A 19,221-nucleotide genomic window follows, 5' to 3' on the forward strand; every position below is an offset into this window, starting at 1 on the left:
ATTAAGACGTTCCAAGGTTGAGCCAACAAACTTGGAACGTCTTTTTGTTTTGTGACTTACTTGGTCACTTTCATTTTACCTTGCATCAAGGTATGATGCCCAGGAAAAGTACAAAGGAAAGTGTAATCGCCAGGTTCAGAAGGAGCGATAAAATAAATGGTTTCGCTGGTTTCTGGTTGGAGAATATTGGTGTGAAACAATACATTCGCTGATTTGGGAACGTACTGCATGTCAGGGCCTTTGAGACCGAGCTTAATCGCCGCTTCGCCCGTTGGATTAGCGGTACCAGGTTTTACAAGGACGCAGTTGTGAAGCATGTCGTCGTTGTTGTTGAAAACCCACTTGATTTTACTTCCTGCTTTCACTTGTACATCGGCAAGGTCAAACTTCAATCCAGGTTTGGTTCCCAAAATAATCACTTGGTCGGGGCCATTGCTCCAATCAGCAGGCTGCTCAACTATCCGTTTGGGGCTATTGCTGGCTTTGGCGGGAGTGGTTGTAGTAGCAGCAGGCATGGTATGACCCGCGTGGGCGTTGGCATCGGCCATTTTGGCGGGCGCTACCACGTTCCATTGCGACGTTGGGATTTTTTCACCGTCAGGAATTTCGTTTAATGTATAGTAACCTACATTGTGCAAAAGAGGTAAACCTGCCGCCGAGCGAATACCCTCGGCTTTGATTTCGTGGATGTAGCCAAGTTTTAAGCTATCCAACACAATGCGCGCTTTGAGGCCGTTGTCCGCAACCTGAATGTGCTTAATCACCCGCTCAGAAGCACGAATGATGGGGCTACCGTAGGTGCGATGGTATTTGTAGGTAAATGTATTGAACTGATACGAAGCCGCATCTTGGGCCGTTTTTTTGTCAACGGGCAACGTAAATTCTACTTCAAAACCATCGGGTGTAGCTTTCACGGTTTTCATTTCAAACGGTGTTTTTCCCGTCCAAACCAAGCGTTGAATCCCAAAATTGTCTTTGCCCGTCGCTGACCAGCCACGGCTCGTTTGCCCCACAAACATAGAGCCATCAAGCCCCCAAACCATTCTCAAAATTCCCGACTGAAATCCTTCGCGGAACGGGAAACAGATTCCTTGCCAGCGTCCTTTTACTTTTTCGAGCATAACACGCATGATTTTGCTGTGTCCTTGGTCGCCGACAAACAATTGTCCTTCAAAAGGCCCAAAGGCTCCTTTGGTCATGTCTTCGCGAATATCGGAGGTAGAAATTCCCATCAATGTGTGCGGAAACCATACAGCGGGAGCTTTCAAGCCTGGAACGCGCTTGGCTACTTCGTAAAGCGGCTCGCCCGTATCGGGAATGTCTTCTGTTTTGAGCTTAACGGGTGATTCGGGCTCTTGGCTCCAGCGCAAACCTGCGGGATTTCCCGCAAAATCACCCGATTCGAGGTGGGTCATACGCCCTGAACCTACCCAGTCACCTTGGTTTTCGGTATAAAACATGTCGCCATTTTGTAGGGCAACGTAGCCCGCTGGTGAACGAAGCCCCGTTGCAATAGGCGTCATGTTAGCTTTATCGTCGAACTTTAGCAACCAGCCGCGCCATTTGGCTAAACTCGCGCCACGGCCAATCCAGTCGAGGTTGAGTGTAACGAGCAAGTCACCGTTGGGCGCTTGAACAGGGCCGTACGAATATTCGTGATAATTTCCCGACAGTGGCCATTTGTAAAACGATTCGTAAATGTCAGCAACGCCATCGTTATCTGAATCAACAAGGTGCGTGATTTCGCCGCGTTGAGATAACAAAAATGAACCATCGGGGCGGTACAACAACCCAAGTGGTTCGTGAAGGCCGTGGGCAAAACGTTTGTAAGAAGGCTGCCCCGAGCCTTTGAGGTAGGGATTGGTAATCATCCACACTTCACCACGGCGCGTAGAAGCCGCAAGACGCCCGTCGGGTAAGACGGCCAATCCACCCACTTCCAATTGGACTGTTTCGGGGATAGGCAGGGTAACAATACGGTAATAGTCTTCTTCGGTCATGGGGCGGTTTTGGGCCTGCCCTGCAAGTACCGACGTTAACAAAACAATGAGAGAATAAGCAATTCCTTTTTTCATGAACAACTATCTTAATTTTTCAATACAAAGGTCTAAAAAGTCCGTCTTTACCCAAAATAAAAGCGGAGTACTTCGAGTACTCCGCTTTATTTTTCCTACAAAGAGGAAATATTACATAGAGGTAAGCACGTTGTTCATGTTGCGAACAGCATCTGCTGATTTTGCAAAGGCAGCTTTTTCTGACTCGCTCAAACGAAGGCTGATGATTTTTTCCCAGCCACCTGCACCGATTACCACTGGCACACCCATGCAGATGTCTTTTTGGCCATACTCGCCATTGAGATAAACTGAGCAAGGGAAGATACGCTTTTGGTCACGTACGATGCTTTCTACCAACGTTGCTACTGCTGCACCTGGTGCATACCAAGCCGAAGTACCAATCAATTTTGTCAAAGTAGCACCACCCACCATTGTGTCAGCGGCTACTTGTTGCAATTTCTCTTCTGACAAGAAACGGCTCACAGGGATACCGTTGTATGTCGCCAAACGAGTCAAAGGAATCATAGTAGTATCACCGTGGCCACCGATTACCATTCCGTGGAGGTCGTTAGGTGAAACATTCATAGCAAACGACAAATACGTTTTGAAACGTGCGCTATCCAAGATACCACCCATACCGATGATACGCTTCTTAGGCAAGCCCAACTCTTTGAACGCCAAGTATGTCATCGTATCCATTGGGTTAGAAACGATGATGATGATGGCTTTAGGAGAGTATTTCAAAATGTTTTCTGCTACGCCTTTGACGATGCCAGCATTGATACCGATAAGTTCTTCGCGCGTCATACCTGGCTTGCGAGGAATCCCTGAAGTAATAACAACTACGTCCGAACCTTTTGTTTTTTCATAGTCACCTGTTGAACCTGTGATTTTCGTATCAAACCCGTTCAAAGTAGCCGTCTGGAACATATCAAGGGCTTTACCTTCCGATAAGCCTTCTTTGATGTCGAGCAATACTACTTCTTGAGCCAATTGGCGGCGGGCGATGTTGTCAGCACAAGTTGCACCTACTGCACCTGCACCTACTACGGTAATTTTCATTAGGAATATGAATTTTTGGTGAATTAACAGTTTTCTAAAAAACGCCGTAAAGATAGGGCGAAAAGCATTTGAAGCTACTCTTAAAGGTATTTTTAATGCTAAAAATAGATAGTTTGATGCCGTTTATCCGATTTTCACAAGGAGACTGTTCTTGGAAATTGCTGCTCATCCCAAAATGATTGTGAACCGTATAATCACTACCTTACCTTTGTATTGCCTTTTTCGGCCATGAAATGTTAATTTTAACCAATTGATTATTACTACAACCTTTACTAATATGACACTTAAACGAAACGGGGCGGTGATTAAAACCGTCCGAGAAATTACGATAGGAGCTGCTTTGTCGGTGGCTTTATTGAATGGGGGAATGATGCTGCAAAGCTGCGGTGGTTCGTCGTCGGATGACCGCGAACAAGCAGAAGCACCCTACAAAGGCCGCCCTGTCAAAACTTACATCACCGAAATGAAACCAGGTGAGTTTAAAATTACGGATGAAATTGAGGTGAAAAATGCTTCGGAAGCGGGCGCCATTGTGCGCTATTTCGACGGCCGCCGCGATACCTTGAGTGTAGCAGAAGCACAAAGACTGGTGAAAACCGACTCCACTACAAAGGATTATTACAACAACCCGAATCATTATCATACGCACCACCACCACCGTAGCTCGCTGTCAAACGCACTACTCTGGGGCGGAATGGGGTATATGTTGGGGCGTAATAACTCATCTCAGTTTTATAACGAACAACGTGAACGTCAATACAGCTCAGGAGTCTATGCCAACTCGTCGGTGTATTCTCGTTCATCAGGTATTCATAATAACTACCATAGTTACCGCAAAAGCGTCGCCTCACGGCCAAGTAGCAGCCGTAGCGGATTTTTCAGTCGCTCGGGACGCAGTTTTGGTGGATAATTTTTTATTGATAACAACCATGATACGAACACATTATTTGAATAATAGCCCCGAAACTCAACTTCGTAACGTGGGTTGGGATTGGATGCTCGGAGCTGATACGCTGCCTTACCTGACCAACGAGGCGGTAGCTATCAAATCGTACGAGGCCGAGGCGTATTACAACGCCGCCAACGAACTCTACGAAATTTATGCCGAAGCGGCGCAGCACGCCATCGACCGTCAGCTTTGGAAAGAAATGGGGATTCCCGAAAATTTGATTGAACTGGTCAAACTGACGTGGGAAGACGAGCGTCATTGGCACATTTATGGTCGGTTTGACTTGGCGGGAGGGGTAGGACGCGAGCCTATCAAACTCATTGAGTTTAACGCCGATACCGCTACTTGTATTCCCGAAACGGCCGTAGTGCAGTGGGCGCACCTCAAAGCCAACCAAATGGACGAGAGTAAGCAGTTTAACAACGTTTATGAGGCATTGAAGACGCAGTTTTCGGAACTTCGTCAGCGCAACCGCCACTTAAACCCGACCTTGTTGTTTTCGACCATGCGCGACGCCCTCGAAGACGATACCAATGTAGCTGTGCTCGGCGAAGCCGCGCGAGAGGCGGGTTTTGACGTGGAGTTTAGCTACATCGACGAGATTGAGTTTTCGCCTACCGACGGGATTTTTAAACAGAATCCTCAAAATGGGCAATTTGAATCCTTCGATTTTTGGTTCAAACTCGTACCGTGGGAGTACATTGGTTACGAAGAACCTGAGTTGGCAGATTTGCTGACAAGCATCGTCAAAAACGGGAAAGCTGTCATTGTCAACCCTGCTTATACTTTGCTTTTTCAGTCGAAATACATTTTAAAGTTACTCTGGGATTTGTACCCCAATCACCCGCTGTTGCTGCCGACCTCGTTACAGCCTTTTACGGACAAAACCAGCGTGGAAAAGGTGCTTTTTGGACGGGAAGGGGCCAATGTTCGAATCATTGAAAGCAACGGAGCCGTTGTTTCGTCGGCAGAAGGTGATTACGGAGATTACGAAAAAGTCTATCAGGAGTACGTCGAATTTTCGCGCGATTCGCTCGGGAAACGCTACCAAGCGGGCGTTTTTTGGGCGGGAGAAGGTTGTGGTTTGGGCTACCGTCGCGGCGGCAAAATCATCGACAATACTGCCCAGTTTGTGGGACATGTGGTGGAGTAGCGTGTGTCTGGATGCTTACATCCAGACACATCTAGCCAGACGTACTTACCCATTCAAAAACTCCAAAGCTCTACGTTCGGCCCACGAAAACTCGTCGTTGGGTACCATAAAACCAACGTGGCCGCCTTCAGTTGGGGTTTCTACAAAAATATGGGAGCTTTTCTCCGCCAATGCCTTGGGCGCACAGTCGGCGTTGAGAATGGGGTCGTTTTGGGCGTTGCAAATGAGAACTGGAATGCCGACGTTTTCAATGAAATTGGCGGCAGAAGCTTGTTCGTAAAAATCGTTGGCATCGCGGTAGCCGTTGACGGGAGCGGAGAAAAAATCGTCAAAATCCTTCCAAATTTTCACCTCTTTGAGCTTGGCTAGGTCGATTCGATTAGGGTACAGTCGGTCTTTTTCGGTTATTTTTTTAAGCAATTTTTTCTTAAACCGTTCGCGGTAGAGTCGGTTTTGGGGTAGATCCAACAACTGAGCGCTTGTTTTTAAGTTGGTAGGTGCCGAAAAAGCAGCTACTCCCCGCACCACATCGGGTAAATCTTTACCCTTGACGCCCACGTACTTGAGCGAAATATTTCCGCCCATGCTGTACCCTACTAGCGATACCTGTTCGTATTTTTTGGTACGAAGGGCGTGGGAAATTACTTCTGAAATATCCCCCGTTTCGCCGTGGTTGTAGAGGCGAAACGCGCGGTTCATCTCGCCACTGCATGAGCGACAATTCCAGGCCAATACGTCCCAGCCATGTTGGGCAAAGAGCTTGGCCGTTCCTTTTACGTAATGCCGATGCGAGTCTCCTTCTAAACCGTGGGTGATAACCACCAATTTTTTGCTACCTGTATCAAGCCAATCCACATCCACAAAGTCTCCGTCGGAAAGCGTCAGCCGTTCGCGCTCATAATCAACCCCTTTGATTTTTCGGAATACACTCGGAATCACGGTTTGTAGGTGTCCGTTGAACAAAAAACGCGGAGGGCCTGGGTAACTAGAACGATGAATGACGGGCATAAGAACGAAGTTTTTTTGCAAAATTGCGGCTATTTTAGCGAAAATTCGCACCCGCTGGATTAAAAAATGAGCTTCATTCACAGAAACTTATCCTTAATGTGATGGTGTTATGGATTTGGGAATTAGCTTATTGAGCAACGATTTATTTTGCACATTTCTAATAAAGGCAGGACTTAGATTTCTGAATGGGTTCATTTCCAAAAAAATATAAAAACAGAAAGGGCTTAAAAGTTAATAGTCAATCGACTCGGTAGGTTGTTGGGTTTAAAGATTCCCTTTATTTTTGCGTATAGTTGTTTCGACAACTATGCACCTCACTCACATTCATCTATGCTTTTATGATTCGTTCAGTTGCAGACCGTATTTATTTAGACAACGCCGCTACGACGCCCATCGACGCGGAAGTAATCGAAGCCATGCTCCCTTGGATAACGGAGCAGTACGGAAACCCGTCGTCGATTCATGGACACGGGCGTGTCGTAAAATCGGCGATTGAACAAGCACGCAAAACCGTGGCAGGATTGCTCAATACGTCGCCTTCCCAAATTTTCTTTACCTCGGGAGGAACCGAAGCTGATAACACGGCCATCCTTTGCAGCGTGGAGGCGTACAATCTTACCCACGCCATCACCTCGCCGCTAGAGCACCACGCCGTTTTACATACATTGGAGTATTTGGCCAAAGTAGGAAAAATCAAACTCAGCATGGTCAACATCGACGAAAAAGGCCACGTGGACATCAACCACTTGGAGGAATTGTTGAAGACCAACCCTCGCTCGTTGGTGTCGTTGATGCACGGGAATAATGAAATTGGTAACTTGTTGGATTTGAACGTGGTAGGAGGGTTGTGTGAGCAATACAACGCCATTTTTCACAGCGATACAGTACAAACGATGGGGCATTTACGACATGACTTAAAGAATTTGAAAACCAATTTTTTGGTCGGCGCAGCGCATAAATTTAATGGCCCTAAAGGCGTTGGATTCTTGTACGTCAACGATGTGCGCATTCATCCGTACATTCACGGGGGTGCGCAAGAACGGAATATGCGCGGCGGCACTGAAAATGTCTATGGGATTGTGGGTTTGGCCAAAGCATTAGAAATCGCTTACCGCGACATGGACAGCCACCGCGCCCATCTGGAAAACCTCAAAAAGAGAATGATTGCGGGCTTCCGTGAAAAAATAGAAGATGTTCGTTTCAACGGCGACTCGGCCAACCTTGAGCGGAGTAATTACACGGTTTTGAACGTGAGTTTACCGCCGTCGGACGTCAATGATATGTTGTTGTTCAACTTGGACATTGCCAAGATTTCGGCGTCGGGCGGAAGTGCCTGTTCGAGCGGTTCAGAGGTCGGCTCGCACGTATTGTCGGCGTTGGGCGTAGCTCCTGAGCGCGGCAATGTTCGTTTTTCATTTGGTAAATACAACACCGAAGCTGAAATCGACTACGCCGTAGCGACCGTAGCGGATATGTATAAAACGGTAGGGGTGTAAAAACTACCAAGCAATAGAAACCCCTTCGGTGAGGGGGTGTGCCATACAAGTTAGTACTTGCCCATTGGCAACCTCCTCATCGGTCAATACTTCGTTGTATTCCATTTCTACTTCGCCTGAAGTGCACAGGGCAATGCACGCCCCGCAGCGTCCTGCGCGGCAGGTGTAAGTCAAAGGCCAACCCGCCACCAGTCCCGCATCCAGAAGCGTCTGATTTTCACGAACCAAAATCGTTTGTTGCGTTCCTTGAAAGCTCGCCAAAATCGTTTGGGCAGGATACTGTTTAGGAGTTGGCGGTTTGGACTCAATCACAAAATGCTCCCGTTGGAGTTGGTCTTTGTGAAAGCCTATCGTCAGCAAACTTATTTCCACCATCAACATATAATGGAATGGTCCACAGGCGTAAAAATGGGCGTCAGAAAAAGGAGCGCCTTGAAGGGTTTGCTGAATAATTTCTTCCAATAAAGTGCCATTGAGGCGAGCCCAACGCAGATTTTTGGCATTCCCCCACAAAAAAATAACCTTCAACTGCTCAGAATGAGCGGCTTGAAGGGCGGTAAGTTGGGCGTAAAAAATGGTGGATTCAACCGATTTGTTGCTGTAAATCAGGGTAATCTTCGTAGAAGGATGTTTGGCCAAAAGTTCTTTGGTTAACGCCAAAAGTGGGGTAATACCACTTCCTGCGGCCAACAAAAAAACGTGCTTCGGCGGATGAGCAGGAAGCACAAATCGACCCGCAGGAGGCAGACACTCCCAAACGTCGCCAATGCGGCTATAATCGAGCAATGGGCGGGAAATCAGGCCATTGGCAACGCGTTTAATTGTAACCGATGGAAGACTATCGACCGACGGAGACGACGACAGCGAAAACGACCTGCGCACTTCGTGCCCGCTTTCTTGAAACAAAAACGTCAAAAATTGCCCCGCTTGGTACTCCAGCGGTTGTCCATCGACGGATGCTAACACAAAGGTTTTGGCGTCTTCGGTTTCTTCGATGATGTCGTGAATGGCTAATCGTTGCGTAATGGGCGTCATAAGGGTATAAAAAAGGCGAGGTGGTTGACCTCGCCTGCAAGTATTCAAGTATTATTTTACTTCTTTGTCGGGCATCAGCTCGGCGAGTTTTTTGGTAAGGGCCTCACCACGTAAGTTCTTGCCGACGATTTTGCCGTTAGGGTCTAACAAGAAGCTGGCAGGAATCGAATTGATACCGTACTGAACAGCTACTTCGTTTTGCCAAAATTTTAAGTCCGAAACGTGTGTCCAGGTAAGTTCGTCTTTTTCGATGGCTTTGAGCCAAGGGTCTTTTTTCTGGTCAAGCGATACGCCCAAAACCGTAAATCCTTTGTCTTTGTAAGCATTGAATGCCTTTACCACATTCGGGTTTTCTTGGCGACAAGGGCCGCACCATGATGCCCAAAAATCAACCAATACGTATTTTCCACGGAGCGACGACAAGGAAACAGGTTTTTCATTGACATCGTTTTGGGTGAAATCCATGGCCAATTGTCCCACGGCAGTTTTGGCGTTAACGTCGATTTTTTTCTTCAAATCTTTGGCAAAATTCGACGTGAGCGCGTCACCTTTTAAATAGCCATACATGCTCGACAACTCGCTATCTTCGCCGTAGAAGAAACGACTACGTACCAACCACGCACTTACCAACGACTCAGGGTTTGACTGGATAAATTCTTTGGCTTTTGTGGTAATTTGCTCGTCGATTTTGTCAACTTGCTCGTTGAACTCCTTGTAAGGTTGCTTCTTTTGGTACGCATCCATGAGCGCGGCCATGACAGGACGACGTTGGTTGTTGAGTGACGCAATGGAAGCAGTATAACGTGATAAGTCATCGTTGATACGGGTTCCTGCTACGCTTGAGTTTTCAAGTTCTTCTAGGCTACCCGCAAACGTAAGTGTAGCGTTTTTCTCCACAAAAAACGAAGTCTGCGTTTTGCCTACGCGAAGGTAAGCCGTTGTAAGGTCTTCGATTTGTCCTTTGAAATTAAACTCACCATTCGCCGACTTGAGCGAATCAATGGTTTTTCCGTAACGGAGATAAATGGTTTGGTCTTTTACTCCTTTGATGGCGCCTGTTACCGAAAAGGGGGCAGGGTCGGCTACGGCCAAGAAAGGAAGCAGTGCGAGGCAAGACAATAAAAGCTTTTTCATCGCGAAATGGTTTTGAGTTTCAGTGAAATGTAAATGTTTTGGCAAGATAAGGCGTATTCGGTAGAGTGCCAAATTGGGTAGGGGGAAAACTAAAAAAGCGGAGAGTGTTCTCCGCTTTTTTTACTATTTTATCCAATCCAAGCCTCAACCTCTTCTTTTTTCGGCATGGGAGCGTCGATTTTTAGTTTTTTGCGCAAACCACCCAAGTCGTTGAATACTTTGTTGGGGTTGGCGGCTTTGAGGGCGTCGATGGTCAAGAAACCCATTTTTTGGAGGGCAGGTACCCAAATCGCGGGCACGCCTTGCGCTACGTAATCGGCTTCGGTGGCCATTTCTACCTTCTTCTCTGGGCGCATTTGTGGGAAGAATAACACCTCCTGAATGCTGGTTTGGTCGGTCATCATCATCGTCAGACGGTCGATACCGATACCAATTCCCGAAGTTGTAGGCATTCCGTACTCAAGCGAACGGATGAAATCTTCGTCCATTGCCATCGCTTCTTCGTCGCCGCGTTCGGCAAGGCGAAGTTGCTCCTCAAAACGCTCACGTTGGTCGATAGGATCGTTTAGCTCAGAGTAGGCATTGGCTACTTCTTTTCCGTTGATAAACAACTCAAAACGCTCCACCAAACCAGGTTTGCTACGGTGCTTTTTGGTCAATGGCGACATTTCAACGGGATAGTCGATGATAAATGTCGGTTGAATCAGGTTGGCCTCTACCTTCGCCCCGAAAATCTCGTCGATGAGTTTGGCCACGCCCATGGTCGCGTCAGTTTCGATGCCCCACTCTTTGCATTGAGCGATGAGCTCGGCTTCGGTTTTGCCCTCTACGTTTACTCCCGTGTATTTTTCAATCGCTTCAAAGATGCTCAAGCGTGTGTAAGGCCCTGCAAACTCAATTTCGTTGCCCCACGATTGGATTTTGGTCGTACCGTTTACCGCTACGGCTACTTTCTCAAGGATTTCTTCCGTGATACCCATCATCCAGTTATAATCTTTGTAGGCCACGTAAAACTCCAACGACGTAAACTCTGGGTTGTGAGTACGGTCCATTCCTTCGTTGCGGAACATTTTTCCAAACTCGTACACCCCATCAAAACCACCCACAATGAGGCGCTTTAGGTAAAGTTCGTTGGCGATACGCATGTACAACGGCATGTCGAGCGTGTTGTGGTGCGTCTTAAACGGACGGGCCGTAGCTCCTCCGTGGATAGGCTGGAGAATGGGCGTTTCGACTTCCAACCAACCTCTGTCGTCAAAAATCCGACGCATGGTGCTGATGATGCGAGCGCGTTTGATAAAAATATCTTTGACGTGAGGATTCACAATCAAGTCCACGTACCGCTGACGAAAACGTTGCTCAGGGTCCGAAAATGCGTCATACACTTTGCCATCTACTTCTTTCACCACTGGAAGTGGGCGAAGCGATTTGTTCAAAATTTTAAACTCCTCAACGTGAATCGAGATTTCGCCCGTTTGAGTTGTAAAGACATATCCCTTGACCCCGATGATGTCGCCGATGTCGAGCAATTTTTTGAAAACAGTATTATAGAGCGTTTTGTCTTCACCAGGGCAAAGGTCGTCGCGGCGGAAATAGAGCTGAACGCGTCCCGTGCTGTCTTGTAATTCAACAAACGACGCGCTTCCCATGATACGGAAGCCCATCAAACGGCCTGCAATGGAGATACTCTTATAATTGAGCTTATCGTTTTCGTAGTTTTTATGAATATCGGCTGCCGTAGCGTTTACCTCAAATAATTCGGCAGGATAGGGGTCAATCCCCATTTTCATCAAATCTTCGCGCTTTTGGCGGCGGAGGAGTTCTTGTTCGCTCAACATTTACTTGGTTGTTTTAAGCCCCTTACCCCTCGCTGGGGAAATGTACAGATACGGGACTATTCGTTGTTTTTTTTAATATTGCTGCAAAATTAGATAAAAGCCACCAAAACTTGCTTCCCAAGTGCGACTTCTTCTAATTGAGCTAGAAAAAGGGGCGTTGCTTGAGCACACCATTCTTGAAAATGGGCTTGTGCGGGTACGTGTTTGGGAAGGTAATTGAGGAGCAGCGACAGGTCAAATGCTTCGGCGGCAATCCCCGCGCCCGCCCGCTGCGCATCGAGGGCGTTGCAGGCTTGTTCGTAGTGCGCAGGAACCATCAAAGCTGGTTTTTCAAGGTACATCGCTTCACAGACCGACTCAAATCCTGCCGTTGTCACCAATGCCGTGCAACGTGCCATCATGTCTAAAAACTTAGCTCCATCCACTTGATGAAAAGTCAGCGTAGCGTCAAATGAGCGGTCGGGTTGGTCCCAAAAACAGTGTAAATTCACTTCAGGATGCTGTAAATGCCACTCAATCACGGTTTTACTCATGGCAGCGTAGGTGACATAGACCAGAAAAAAGGGCTCTTGGGTAGGCGTCAGCGCTTTGACCGTCCCACGAAGAAGGGGTGGGACGGTCACGATGCGCTGGTGGGTAGGAATAGCAGTGGGATAAAACGAAAGAGCCAGCAGTTTTTGAGCCCGTATTGCCGTTAGGCGCGTGTTAATCTTTAACAACCAATGGTCTAAACTTCGTTTGGCGGGAAATATAAAATCGTTACGTAGGAACAAATAATGGTGCCCAACGGCGACAATCGGAACCGTAGGCCGATACGTCAGCGCGTATAAACCGCCAAGTACATCGTAAAAATTAACGATGACGTCGGGTTGGTAATGCTGAACGTGGGTATGAATGGCTTGGAGGCTTTTGACGTAAAGAGGAATCCGAAAAAGATGATGCGTAATCGTTTTGGAAAAACTAATTCCCCGTTTTCCCATTATCAAATGTGGACTGTCAAACGAGTGAATATCAGTGGGAAACGAATCGTAAAAGAAAGAAGGCAATTGCCGCCCTTTTCCGATTCCGACCAGCCCAGCTACCACTTCGTGGCCGTTGGCGCGCAATAACTGCGCCAACGAAATGGCTTGGGTCAAGTGACCTCTACCTTCGCCTTGGATAATAAACAGAAACTTACTCACGATGCAGCCCGCTCTTTTACGCCAAAAAATTCGGATACCGTTGGTTCGTCTGCTTTGCCCATTTGGGCCTCGTTGTAGTAAACCAGTGTCCAGTTGCCATCGTGGTCTTCGACCAAGGCCGTGAGCGATTCTACCCAGTCGCCTGAGTTCATGTAAAGTACGCCGTCAATGTCGCGCATGGCGGGTTGGTGAATGTGCCCGCAAATGATTCCGTCACAGTTACGAGAGCGGGCTAGTTCGGTGAGTTTTTCTTCAAAATCAGAGACGTAATTGACCGCTGCTTTGACTTTCTGCTTGATTAATTGCGAAAGTGAATAATACGGAAGTCCGCACCAGTCGCGGTAGTGATTGTATAACTTGTTGATCCACAGTAAGAAGGTGTAGCCTGCGTCGCCCAAATACGCTAACCACTTCATGTGCGTTGTGATGCTGTCGAAGACATCGCCGTGGGTAACGTAAAACCGTTTTTGTCCCGATTTTAGGATGTAGTCTTTGCGAATTTGAAACTGTTTTCCGAGGCGTAGAGGCATGATTTGGTCTAAAAAATCATCATGATTTCCACGAATATAAATGACCTTGGTGTGGTAGTCATCCATCATTTTTAGCACCGTTTTAAAAAAAGCCGTGTGCCGACGCTTCCACGTACCGTATTTTTTCAACTGCCATCCGTCGATGATGTCGCCGTTTAGGATAAGCCGTTTACATTTGTATTGCTTCAAAAAATGCGTGACTTCTTTGGCCTTGGAGCCGCCAGTTCCGAGGTGAACGTCCGAAATCACAATGGTACGATAGTGCGTCTTCTGCTTCATGTTCGCAAATTGCATTTCATCTATTACTTTATTATTGCTTGATTTTTAAGGTTTTAAAAAGTTTTCATTGACTTTCCTAACAAATGGATAATGTAAAAAAATAATACCTCAGATTTTGATGTATCAATTTCTGAGGTATATTTGTGCCATGAACAATTCACAACTGTACAAGGGAAGCCTTTCGCTGATTATTCTGAAGCTATTAGAAGAAAACAAGCGAATGTACGGCTACGAGATGACGCAAAAAGTAAAGGAGCAAACGGGCGGAGAACTGGTGATCAACGAAGGGGCGCTGTACCCCGCGTTGCACAAGTTAGAGGCCGACGGATTGCTGACGGTGGCGGTAGAACAAGTGGGCAACCGCCCGCGCAAATACTATTCGTTGACAGAAAAAGGCGAAGCCGAAACCATCAACCGCTTGGAAGAACTTGCCGATTTTGTCAAACACATGCAGTTATTGCTTAATCCTAAACTATCGCTTGGATGATGAATTCTCAACTTACAAAAGAACAAATCGATTTACTGTATAAGTACGTAGCCGATCGAGAGGTCGAGTATTTTGATGTACAGGTAGAACTGGTAGATCACATAGCATCTAAAATAGAGGAAGAACTTGACCAACACCCAGAGAAATCGGTCGAAGAAGTAATGAAGAAAACCTTGAAAATGTTTAAAAAACGAGATTTTAAACAGGTCGTCAAGGAGAAGGAAAAACAAGTAGGGCGCTTGTATCGTCGTTTTTGGAATGAGGGGTTCAAAGACTTTTTTATTGGGTCGAAAATTTTCTTCTCAATAGTTTTGATGGGGGTTTTGTATATTTTTTTAAAAGAAGCATCTATTGAACAGGTAAAGATTGTAAATGAGAATATCTTATGGCCGTGTATTTCCTTAGGTATTGTGTACGGCATATTTATATTTTTTCGTAATGTAATGATGCCAAAAAAATTATCACTGACAAGTTATAGAGGTGTAGGGACTGGGCTTGTAATCATTAACTTTTATTCTGTTGTCAAGCTGGTGCTGAAATTCACAATGTTGGGAGAATCAACGTATCCTTTGGTGGCTACTTTGTTAATTTCTGTTCTTTTTCTGTTAGGGATTGCGGAAATTCAAGCATACGAAAAACTCCGTGCGTACAGCCGCCAACTTTACCCTGAGGTGTTCAAATCAGTTCCCAAATTTGTATGATGACTGAACTCACTCCCACCCAAATCGACGCTCTTTATGCGTTTGTTTCAAAGAAAGGGGTTAAATCTACGAACACCTCATGGCCGAAAGCAAACGCCTCTACCCTCAAGCTTTTGCTTAAAGATAGATTAGTACTTTTGTATGACGTTTGTTCACAACCGTCATGCAGGTTTTTTTGTACATCACGAGGTTTTGAGAAACCTCGCGTGGCAGATTTGAGAATCTGCCACCACAACACAATTCAATGGTTTTGTGGTGCTTTACTATTTGATGATGAGACAATTAGAGGTGATTATTTTGTGTCAAAAGCCCGTTCTTACCTAGGTGAACATGTAAATTTTGAAGAGTTTCAGTGGGAAATTATGGAGAATTGGCGTGACGAAATTCCAAATAAAACTATCTTTTTGCAGGATACGACATATTATGAAGTTTACATTGGATTTCCCACGTATCTAGGCCGCTGGGGCGGTCAAACTTTTATGCGAAGTATGCCAGTGGATTTGAAAGAAAATGATTCCAAAGATTTGTCATAAAAACAAACTTAAAGAATCTGGAAGTACGTTTTAAGAGTAATAAACAGCATTATTTCTACAATTTGATGCTTTTTAAGTAAGAAATCCACTCAATTTGGAGTGGATTTCTTGAAAAAGTAATTTGCAAGGGAAGTCTTTTTTCAGTTTGGGGTTTCGGGTTGTGGAACAGGAAACTCAAAACCTCAAACAGGAAACCATCAACTATTCTTCTCCAACAGCTTCACCAATACCCCAAAATCCTTAGGATAAGGCGCTTCGATGACAACTGTTTCGTCGTTCATAAGCCTGAATGTAAGCGAGAACGCGTGTAAAGCCACGCGCTGAATGATGGGTAGCTCTTCTGAGTCTTTCTTCAAATTGTAATTCCGTTTCAATTCCGACAAATAAACCGTTGCTCCGCCGTAGGTAGGATCGCAAACAATTGGCGCTTTGAGGCACTGTAAATGCACCCGAATTTGGTGCATTCGGCCCGTAATGGGGATACATTCTACCAACGTATGTTTCCGAAAAGCCTGTTTTGTAAAGAAAACGGTTTCGGCTGCTTTTCCATTTTGGCGGTCTATTTTCACGGCGGTGCCATCTTTAAGCGGCGCAATAGGTAAAAATACCGAGATACTGTCAAAATCATGGACGCCATTGGCAACGGCATGGTAACGTTTGGTCACTTCGCGGTACTCAAACTGCATGGCAATGTGCCGATATGCCGCAGGGTTTTTGGCAATAGCCAACACCCCCGATGTTTCTTTGTCGAGGCGGTGGGCAACTTGGGCATCATGGCTGTATTCTTTGGCCATGCGCAAAATACTTATCGACTTATCAGCGGTACGTTCGTTGATGGTAGCGACGTGTGGAGGTTTATTGATAACGATGTAGTCTTCGTTTTCAAACAATATGAGGTCTTTGAACTCGTAACGGAGCATATTGGGACGTTTTTTTCACTTAGAAGAACAAAACAACAACAATTCTGTCATAATTCCTTGAACGAGTTAGTTACGCTTCACTAAATTCACCTTTCAATAGCGTTTCGATGCGGGCGATGGGCGCTGCTTGTAAGCTGTTCTTTCTTTTCCCAAAATAAAGGGTGTTTGCGACTTCGGTATAGCCCCGCCAGAGCAGGGTAATGTCGCCTTGCTTGAGCGCTTCGTGGCAGATAAAGTCTGGCAAAACGGCCAAGCCTTTGCCCGCCGACAAACAACGAATAATGGAAAACTTATTGGGAACAATGTAATTGGGCACAAACTCGGGTTGCGTCTCAAAATTAGCTTCCCAAAACCGACTCAATAACTTCATATCGGAGGCGGTATTGTACCAAATTTGTTCTCCAAACCAATCCAACAACGCTTCTTTGTTATTTAAATGGAGGGTTTTCCAGTCAGTCAAATCTGTTTTTTTCCCTGCTACCACCACCAATTGTTCGGTCGTAAACGCCTCCCATTCGATGTTGAGAGTATTTTTCTTTTGGGAGGCTAATACCAAATCAATCACCCCGTTTTCTAACGCCTCAATCAGCTTTTCGCTTTCGCCAAATTGCATAATTAGGTTAAAATCCAGCTCAGGAATGTGCTTTTCTAGCGCTTGCTGAAACGTTTCTACGCACATTCCCATGCTCACCGTCGGGCGGTCTTTGCCTGATTTTCGTCGGAAACGGCTTTCAATATCTTCCAACACATTGAGCGAATGTTGCATTTGTTGGTATAAAAGATGTCCCCTTTCGGTAGGTATCATCTTTCTGGCCGTTCGCTCAAACAAGGCATATCCAGTGTACGATTCTAGGGCGTTGAGGTGAAGTCCAACCCCAGGCTGAGACACAAAAAGCTGCTTGGCTGCTCCACTCAGCGTTCCTGTTTCGTAAATCGCTTTAAACGTGCGAAACCACTCTAAGTTCGTTTGCATTTATAATATTTATGATATTAATACAAAGATACTATAAATAAAAATATATATAAACGTTTGAGAACCCAGTTTAGACAGCTATTGTTACCTAATTGAAAAGTGACTAAAACATTTATCTCATGCCAACAACAACCCACCACCCGTTCTCCCCCATTTTTAAAGGAGAAGATGCCATTCCCCAAGAATTTAGATTAGAAGAAGTACACCAACGAGAATACCTCTTAAACGGTGAACTTGTCCAGTGGGATGGACCCGTTACATCTATTTATTCGCCCGTTTGTATTCCGACTCCCAACGGTTTAACGCGAAAACTCTTAGGAAGTATTCCGCGTACTTCGCCCAAAGAAGCCCTAGAAGCGCTGGACGCCGCTGTCAATGCCTACAACAATGGGCTGGGTGAATGGCCTACGATGAGCGTGGGCGAGCGGATTAATTGTATGCAGAAGTTTGTTTATTTGATGATTCAGCAACGGGATTTGGTCATCAAATTGTTGATGTGGGAAATCGGGAAAACGCTGTCCGACGCCACCAAAGAGTTTGACCGTACTGTCGATTACATCAACGACACAATTGACGCCCTCAAAGACCTCGACCGTGAATCCTCACGTTTTCAGGAAGCCGAAGGTACCATTGCCCAAATCCGTCGAGCGCCGCTGGGCGTGGTGCTGAGCATGGGGCCTTTTAACTATCCTTTGAACGAAATTTTTACGACGCTCATCCCTGCCCTAATTATGGGCAACACCATACTTTTCAAACTTCCCAAACACGGGGTATTGGCGCACTATCCTTTGCTAAATGCCTTTAAGGAAGCTTTCCCCAAAGGAACCGTGAACACGCTATACGGAAGAGGGTCGGAAATTATTTCGCCCATTATGGAAAGCGGCAAAGTGAACGTGTTGGCTTTCATCGGTTCAAGTAAAGTAGCCAACGGCCTCAAAAAACTGCACCCTAAAGTCAACCGCCTCCGCGCTATTTTGAGCCTTGACGCCAAAAATGCAGCCATCGTTACCAAAAATGCCAACATTGACGTGGCCGTGAACGAGTGTATTCTTGGAGCACTTTCGTTCAACGGGCAGCGTTGTACGGCGTTGAAGCTCATCTTTGTACAAAAAGAAATTGCCACGGAGTTTGTTGAAAAACTCAACGCGGCCGTATCGGCCTTAAAACCTGGCTTGCCTTGGGAAAATGGTGTAAAAATTACGCCCCTACCAGAAGAAGACAAACCCGATTATTTGAAAGCGTGCATTGAAGACGCGATTGCGCACGGGGCTGCTGTGCAAAACGAAAACGGAGGCTACACTGAGGCGTCGTTTGTGTTTCCAGCGGTGGTGTATCCCGTCAACAATCAGATGAAATTCTACCACGAAGAGCAATTTGGCCCCGTTATTCCCGTTGTTCCGTTTGAGACCATCGACGAACCCATCGACTACCAAGTCAACGCGTCGCATGGAATGCAGGTGAGTATTTTTAGTGAAGACCCCAAAGAAGTGGCTCAGTTGATTGATCCTTTTGTAAACCTTGTCAGTCGGGTAAATATCAACTGTCAGGCGCAAAGAGGGCCCGACGTATTTCCTTTCACGGGGCGCAAAGACAGCGCCGAAGGAACGCTTTCGGTTTTTGACGCGCTTCGCTCCTTTTCGATTCGTTCGTTGGTAGCTACCAAATTGACCGAAAGCAACAAGGTATTACTCAATACCATCGTGCGCGACCACGATTCTAACTTTTTGAGTACTGATTACATTTTTTAAGGTGTTCTAGTTTTACCCGCAGATATTCATGCTTGCGCACAGTTGGCAAGTTTCTGCGGGTAAAACATTTTTATATAACATTTATTATATTTTTCTATAATTTGTATTATTTTAATTACATATACTCTTCAAATACCTTT

At 46.0% G+C, this 19,221-nt stretch carries 17 protein-coding genes; 7 read left to right on the forward strand and 10 right to left on the reverse strand.

The features are described from left to right. Nucleotides 1-56 precede the first annotated feature (56 nt). Together DTQ70_RS25200 and mdh are read right to left on the reverse strand one after the other, a co-directional pair. Nucleotides 57-2,075: a plastocyanin/azurin family copper-binding protein gene (locus DTQ70_RS25200; RefSeq protein ID WP_122933359.1), complete on the reverse strand. Its 2,019-nt coding sequence runs from the start codon at nucleotides 2,073-2,075 to the stop codon at nucleotides 57-59. A 111-nt stretch (nucleotides 2,076-2,186) separates the two neighbouring features. Further along, nucleotides 2,187-3,116: a malate dehydrogenase gene (mdh, locus tag DTQ70_RS25205; RefSeq protein WP_122933360.1), complete on the reverse strand. Its 930-nt coding sequence runs from the start codon at nucleotides 3,114-3,116 to the stop codon at nucleotides 2,187-2,189. Between the two features lie 277 nt (nucleotides 3,117-3,393). Here mdh and DTQ70_RS25210 point away from each other — a divergent pair, with 277 nt between their 5' ends. Then, nucleotides 3,394-4,026 carry a hypothetical protein gene (locus DTQ70_RS25210; RefSeq protein WP_122933361.1) on the forward strand — a complete coding sequence of 211 codons (633 nt, stop codon included), beginning with the start codon at nucleotides 3,394-3,396 and terminating at the stop codon, nucleotides 4,024-4,026. Between the two features lie 19 nt (nucleotides 4,027-4,045). Next, complete coding sequence (locus DTQ70_RS25215) at nucleotides 4,046-5,218, forward strand: glutathionylspermidine synthase family protein (RefSeq protein WP_122933362.1); 1,173 nt, start codon at nucleotides 4,046-4,048, stop codon at nucleotides 5,216-5,218. Between the two features lie 45 nt (nucleotides 5,219-5,263). Here the strand turns inward: DTQ70_RS25215 and DTQ70_RS25220 are convergent, their stop codons facing one another. After that, nucleotides 5,264-6,226, reverse strand: a complete 963-nt coding sequence (locus tag DTQ70_RS25220; protein ID WP_122933363.1) for a YheT family hydrolase — start codon at nucleotides 6,224-6,226, stop codon at nucleotides 5,264-5,266. A gap of 338 nt (nucleotides 6,227-6,564) precedes the next feature. Here DTQ70_RS25220 and DTQ70_RS25225 point away from each other — a divergent pair, with 338 nt between their 5' ends. After that, nucleotides 6,565-7,722 (forward strand): cysteine desulfurase family protein, encoded by a 1,158-nt coding sequence (locus DTQ70_RS25225; protein ID WP_122933364.1) that lies wholly within the window; start codon nucleotides 6,565-6,567, stop codon nucleotides 7,720-7,722. A gap of 3 nt (nucleotides 7,723-7,725) precedes the next feature. Here the strand turns inward: DTQ70_RS25225 and DTQ70_RS25230 are convergent, their stop codons facing one another. The 5 genes from DTQ70_RS25230 to DTQ70_RS25250 form a co-directional block, all read right to left on the reverse strand. Next, nucleotides 7,726-8,757 carry a flavin reductase family protein gene (locus DTQ70_RS25230; RefSeq protein WP_122933365.1) on the reverse strand — a complete coding sequence of 344 codons (1,032 nt, stop codon included), beginning with the start codon at nucleotides 8,755-8,757 and terminating at the stop codon, nucleotides 7,726-7,728. A gap of 51 nt (nucleotides 8,758-8,808) precedes the next feature. Continuing rightward, the gene (locus tag DTQ70_RS25235) at nucleotides 8,809-9,891 is read right to left on the reverse strand and encodes a TlpA disulfide reductase family protein (RefSeq protein ID WP_122933366.1); all 1,083 of its coding nucleotides are present in this window, start codon (nucleotides 9,889-9,891) and stop codon (nucleotides 8,809-8,811) included. A 128-nt stretch (nucleotides 9,892-10,019) separates the two neighbouring features. After that, the gene (gene lysS / locus DTQ70_RS25240; protein ID WP_122933367.1) at nucleotides 10,020-11,729 is read right to left on the reverse strand and encodes a lysine--tRNA ligase; all 1,710 of its coding nucleotides are present in this window, start codon (nucleotides 11,727-11,729) and stop codon (nucleotides 10,020-10,022) included. A gap of 89 nt (nucleotides 11,730-11,818) precedes the next feature. Beyond that, nucleotides 11,819-12,910 carry a glycosyltransferase family protein gene (locus DTQ70_RS25245; protein ID WP_229600009.1) on the reverse strand — a complete coding sequence of 364 codons (1,092 nt, stop codon included), beginning with the start codon at nucleotides 12,908-12,910 and terminating at the stop codon, nucleotides 11,819-11,821. After that, on the reverse strand, nucleotides 12,907-13,719 hold the full coding sequence (locus DTQ70_RS25250; RefSeq protein ID WP_122933369.1) for a UDP-2,3-diacylglucosamine diphosphatase: 813 nt from the start codon (nucleotides 13,717-13,719) through the stop codon (nucleotides 12,907-12,909). Before DTQ70_RS25250 ends, DTQ70_RS25245 begins: the two co-directional genes overlap by 4 nt. Nucleotides 13,720-13,867: 148 nt before the next feature. Between DTQ70_RS25250 and DTQ70_RS25255 the strand changes: the two genes are divergently transcribed. From DTQ70_RS25255 to DTQ70_RS25265, 3 genes are read left to right on the forward strand one after another with little or no spacing between them, the layout of a single operon-like run. After that, on the forward strand, nucleotides 13,868-14,206 hold the full coding sequence (locus DTQ70_RS25255) for a PadR family transcriptional regulator (protein WP_122933370.1): 339 nt from the start codon (nucleotides 13,868-13,870) through the stop codon (nucleotides 14,204-14,206). Then, entirely contained in the window at nucleotides 14,203-14,907 is a 705-nt protein-coding gene (locus tag DTQ70_RS25260) for a hypothetical protein (protein ID WP_122933371.1), read from the forward strand. The genes DTQ70_RS25255 and DTQ70_RS25260 overlap by 4 nt, the downstream gene beginning before the upstream one ends. Next, nucleotides 14,904-15,440, forward strand: coding sequence for a hypothetical protein (locus tag DTQ70_RS25265; RefSeq protein WP_164490202.1), 537 nt, complete (start codon nucleotides 14,904-14,906; stop codon nucleotides 15,438-15,440). The genes DTQ70_RS25260 and DTQ70_RS25265 overlap by 4 nt, the downstream gene beginning before the upstream one ends. A gap of 197 nt (nucleotides 15,441-15,637) precedes the next feature. On the opposite strand, the gene DTQ70_RS25270 is transcribed toward DTQ70_RS25265, so the two are convergent. Both DTQ70_RS25270 and DTQ70_RS25275 read right to left on the reverse strand, forming a co-directional pair. Further along, nucleotides 15,638-16,360 carry an RluA family pseudouridine synthase gene (locus tag DTQ70_RS25270; RefSeq protein WP_028524845.1) on the reverse strand — a complete coding sequence of 241 codons (723 nt, stop codon included), beginning with the start codon at nucleotides 16,358-16,360 and terminating at the stop codon, nucleotides 15,638-15,640. A 70-nt stretch (nucleotides 16,361-16,430) separates the two neighbouring features. Next, entirely contained in the window at nucleotides 16,431-17,333 is a 903-nt protein-coding gene (locus tag DTQ70_RS25275) for a LysR family transcriptional regulator (RefSeq protein WP_122933373.1), read from the reverse strand. 119 nt (nucleotides 17,334-17,452) lie between these two features. Between DTQ70_RS25275 and DTQ70_RS25280 the strand changes: the two genes are divergently transcribed. After that, a complete protein-coding gene (locus DTQ70_RS25280) occupies nucleotides 17,453-19,081 on the forward strand; it encodes an NADP-dependent glyceraldehyde-3-phosphate dehydrogenase (RefSeq protein WP_122933374.1) in 1,629 nt (542 codons plus the stop codon). The last annotated feature ends 140 nt before the right edge of the window (nucleotides 19,082-19,221 follow it).

The organism is Runella sp. SP2 (assembly GCF_003711225.1).
Taxonomy (GTDB): Bacteria; Bacteroidota; Bacteroidia; order Cytophagales; family Spirosomataceae; genus Runella.

Bases quoted from the DNA above. Each gene is read 5' to 3' on its own strand.
- DTQ70_RS25200 (WP_122933359.1), bottom strand. From the start codon at position 2,075: ATGAAAAAAGGAATTGCTTATTCTCTCATTGTTTTGTTAACGTCGGTA.
- mdh (WP_122933360.1), bottom strand. From the start codon at position 3,116: ATGAAAATTACCGTAGTAGGTGCAGGTGCAGTAGGTGCAACTTGTGCT.
- DTQ70_RS25210 (WP_122933361.1), top strand. From the start codon at position 3,394: ATGACACTTAAACGAAACGGGGCGGTGATTAAAACCGTCCGAGAAATT.
- DTQ70_RS25215 (WP_122933362.1), top strand. From the start codon at position 4,046: ATGATACGAACACATTATTTGAATAATAGCCCCGAAACTCAACTTCGT.
- DTQ70_RS25220 (WP_122933363.1), bottom strand. From the start codon at position 6,226: ATGCCCGTCATTCATCGTTCTAGTTACCCAGGCCCTCCGCGTTTTTTG.
- DTQ70_RS25225 (WP_122933364.1), top strand. From the start codon at position 6,565: ATGATTCGTTCAGTTGCAGACCGTATTTATTTAGACAACGCCGCTACG.
- DTQ70_RS25230 (WP_122933365.1), bottom strand. From the start codon at position 8,757: ATGACGCCCATTACGCAACGATTAGCCATTCACGACATCATCGAAGAA.
- DTQ70_RS25235 (WP_122933366.1), bottom strand. From the start codon at position 9,891: ATGAAAAAGCTTTTATTGTCTTGCCTCGCACTGCTTCCTTTCTTGGCC.
- lysS (WP_122933367.1), bottom strand. From the start codon at position 11,729: ATGTTGAGCGAACAAGAACTCCTCCGCCGCCAAAAGCGCGAAGATTTG.
- DTQ70_RS25250 (WP_122933369.1), bottom strand. From the start codon at position 13,719: ATGAAGCAGAAGACGCACTATCGTACCATTGTGATTTCGGACGTTCAC.
- DTQ70_RS25255 (WP_122933370.1), top strand. From the start codon at position 13,868: ATGAACAATTCACAACTGTACAAGGGAAGCCTTTCGCTGATTATTCTG.
- DTQ70_RS25260 (WP_122933371.1), top strand. From the start codon at position 14,203: ATGATGAATTCTCAACTTACAAAAGAACAAATCGATTTACTGTATAAG.
- DTQ70_RS25265 (WP_164490202.1), top strand. From the start codon at position 14,904: ATGATGACTGAACTCACTCCCACCCAAATCGACGCTCTTTATGCGTTT.
- DTQ70_RS25270 (WP_028524845.1), bottom strand. From the start codon at position 16,360: ATGCTCCGTTACGAGTTCAAAGACCTCATATTGTTTGAAAACGAAGAC.
- DTQ70_RS25275 (WP_122933373.1), bottom strand. From the start codon at position 17,333: ATGCAAACGAACTTAGAGTGGTTTCGCACGTTTAAAGCGATTTACGAA.
- DTQ70_RS25280 (WP_122933374.1), top strand. From the start codon at position 17,453: ATGCCAACAACAACCCACCACCCGTTCTCCCCCATTTTTAAAGGAGAA.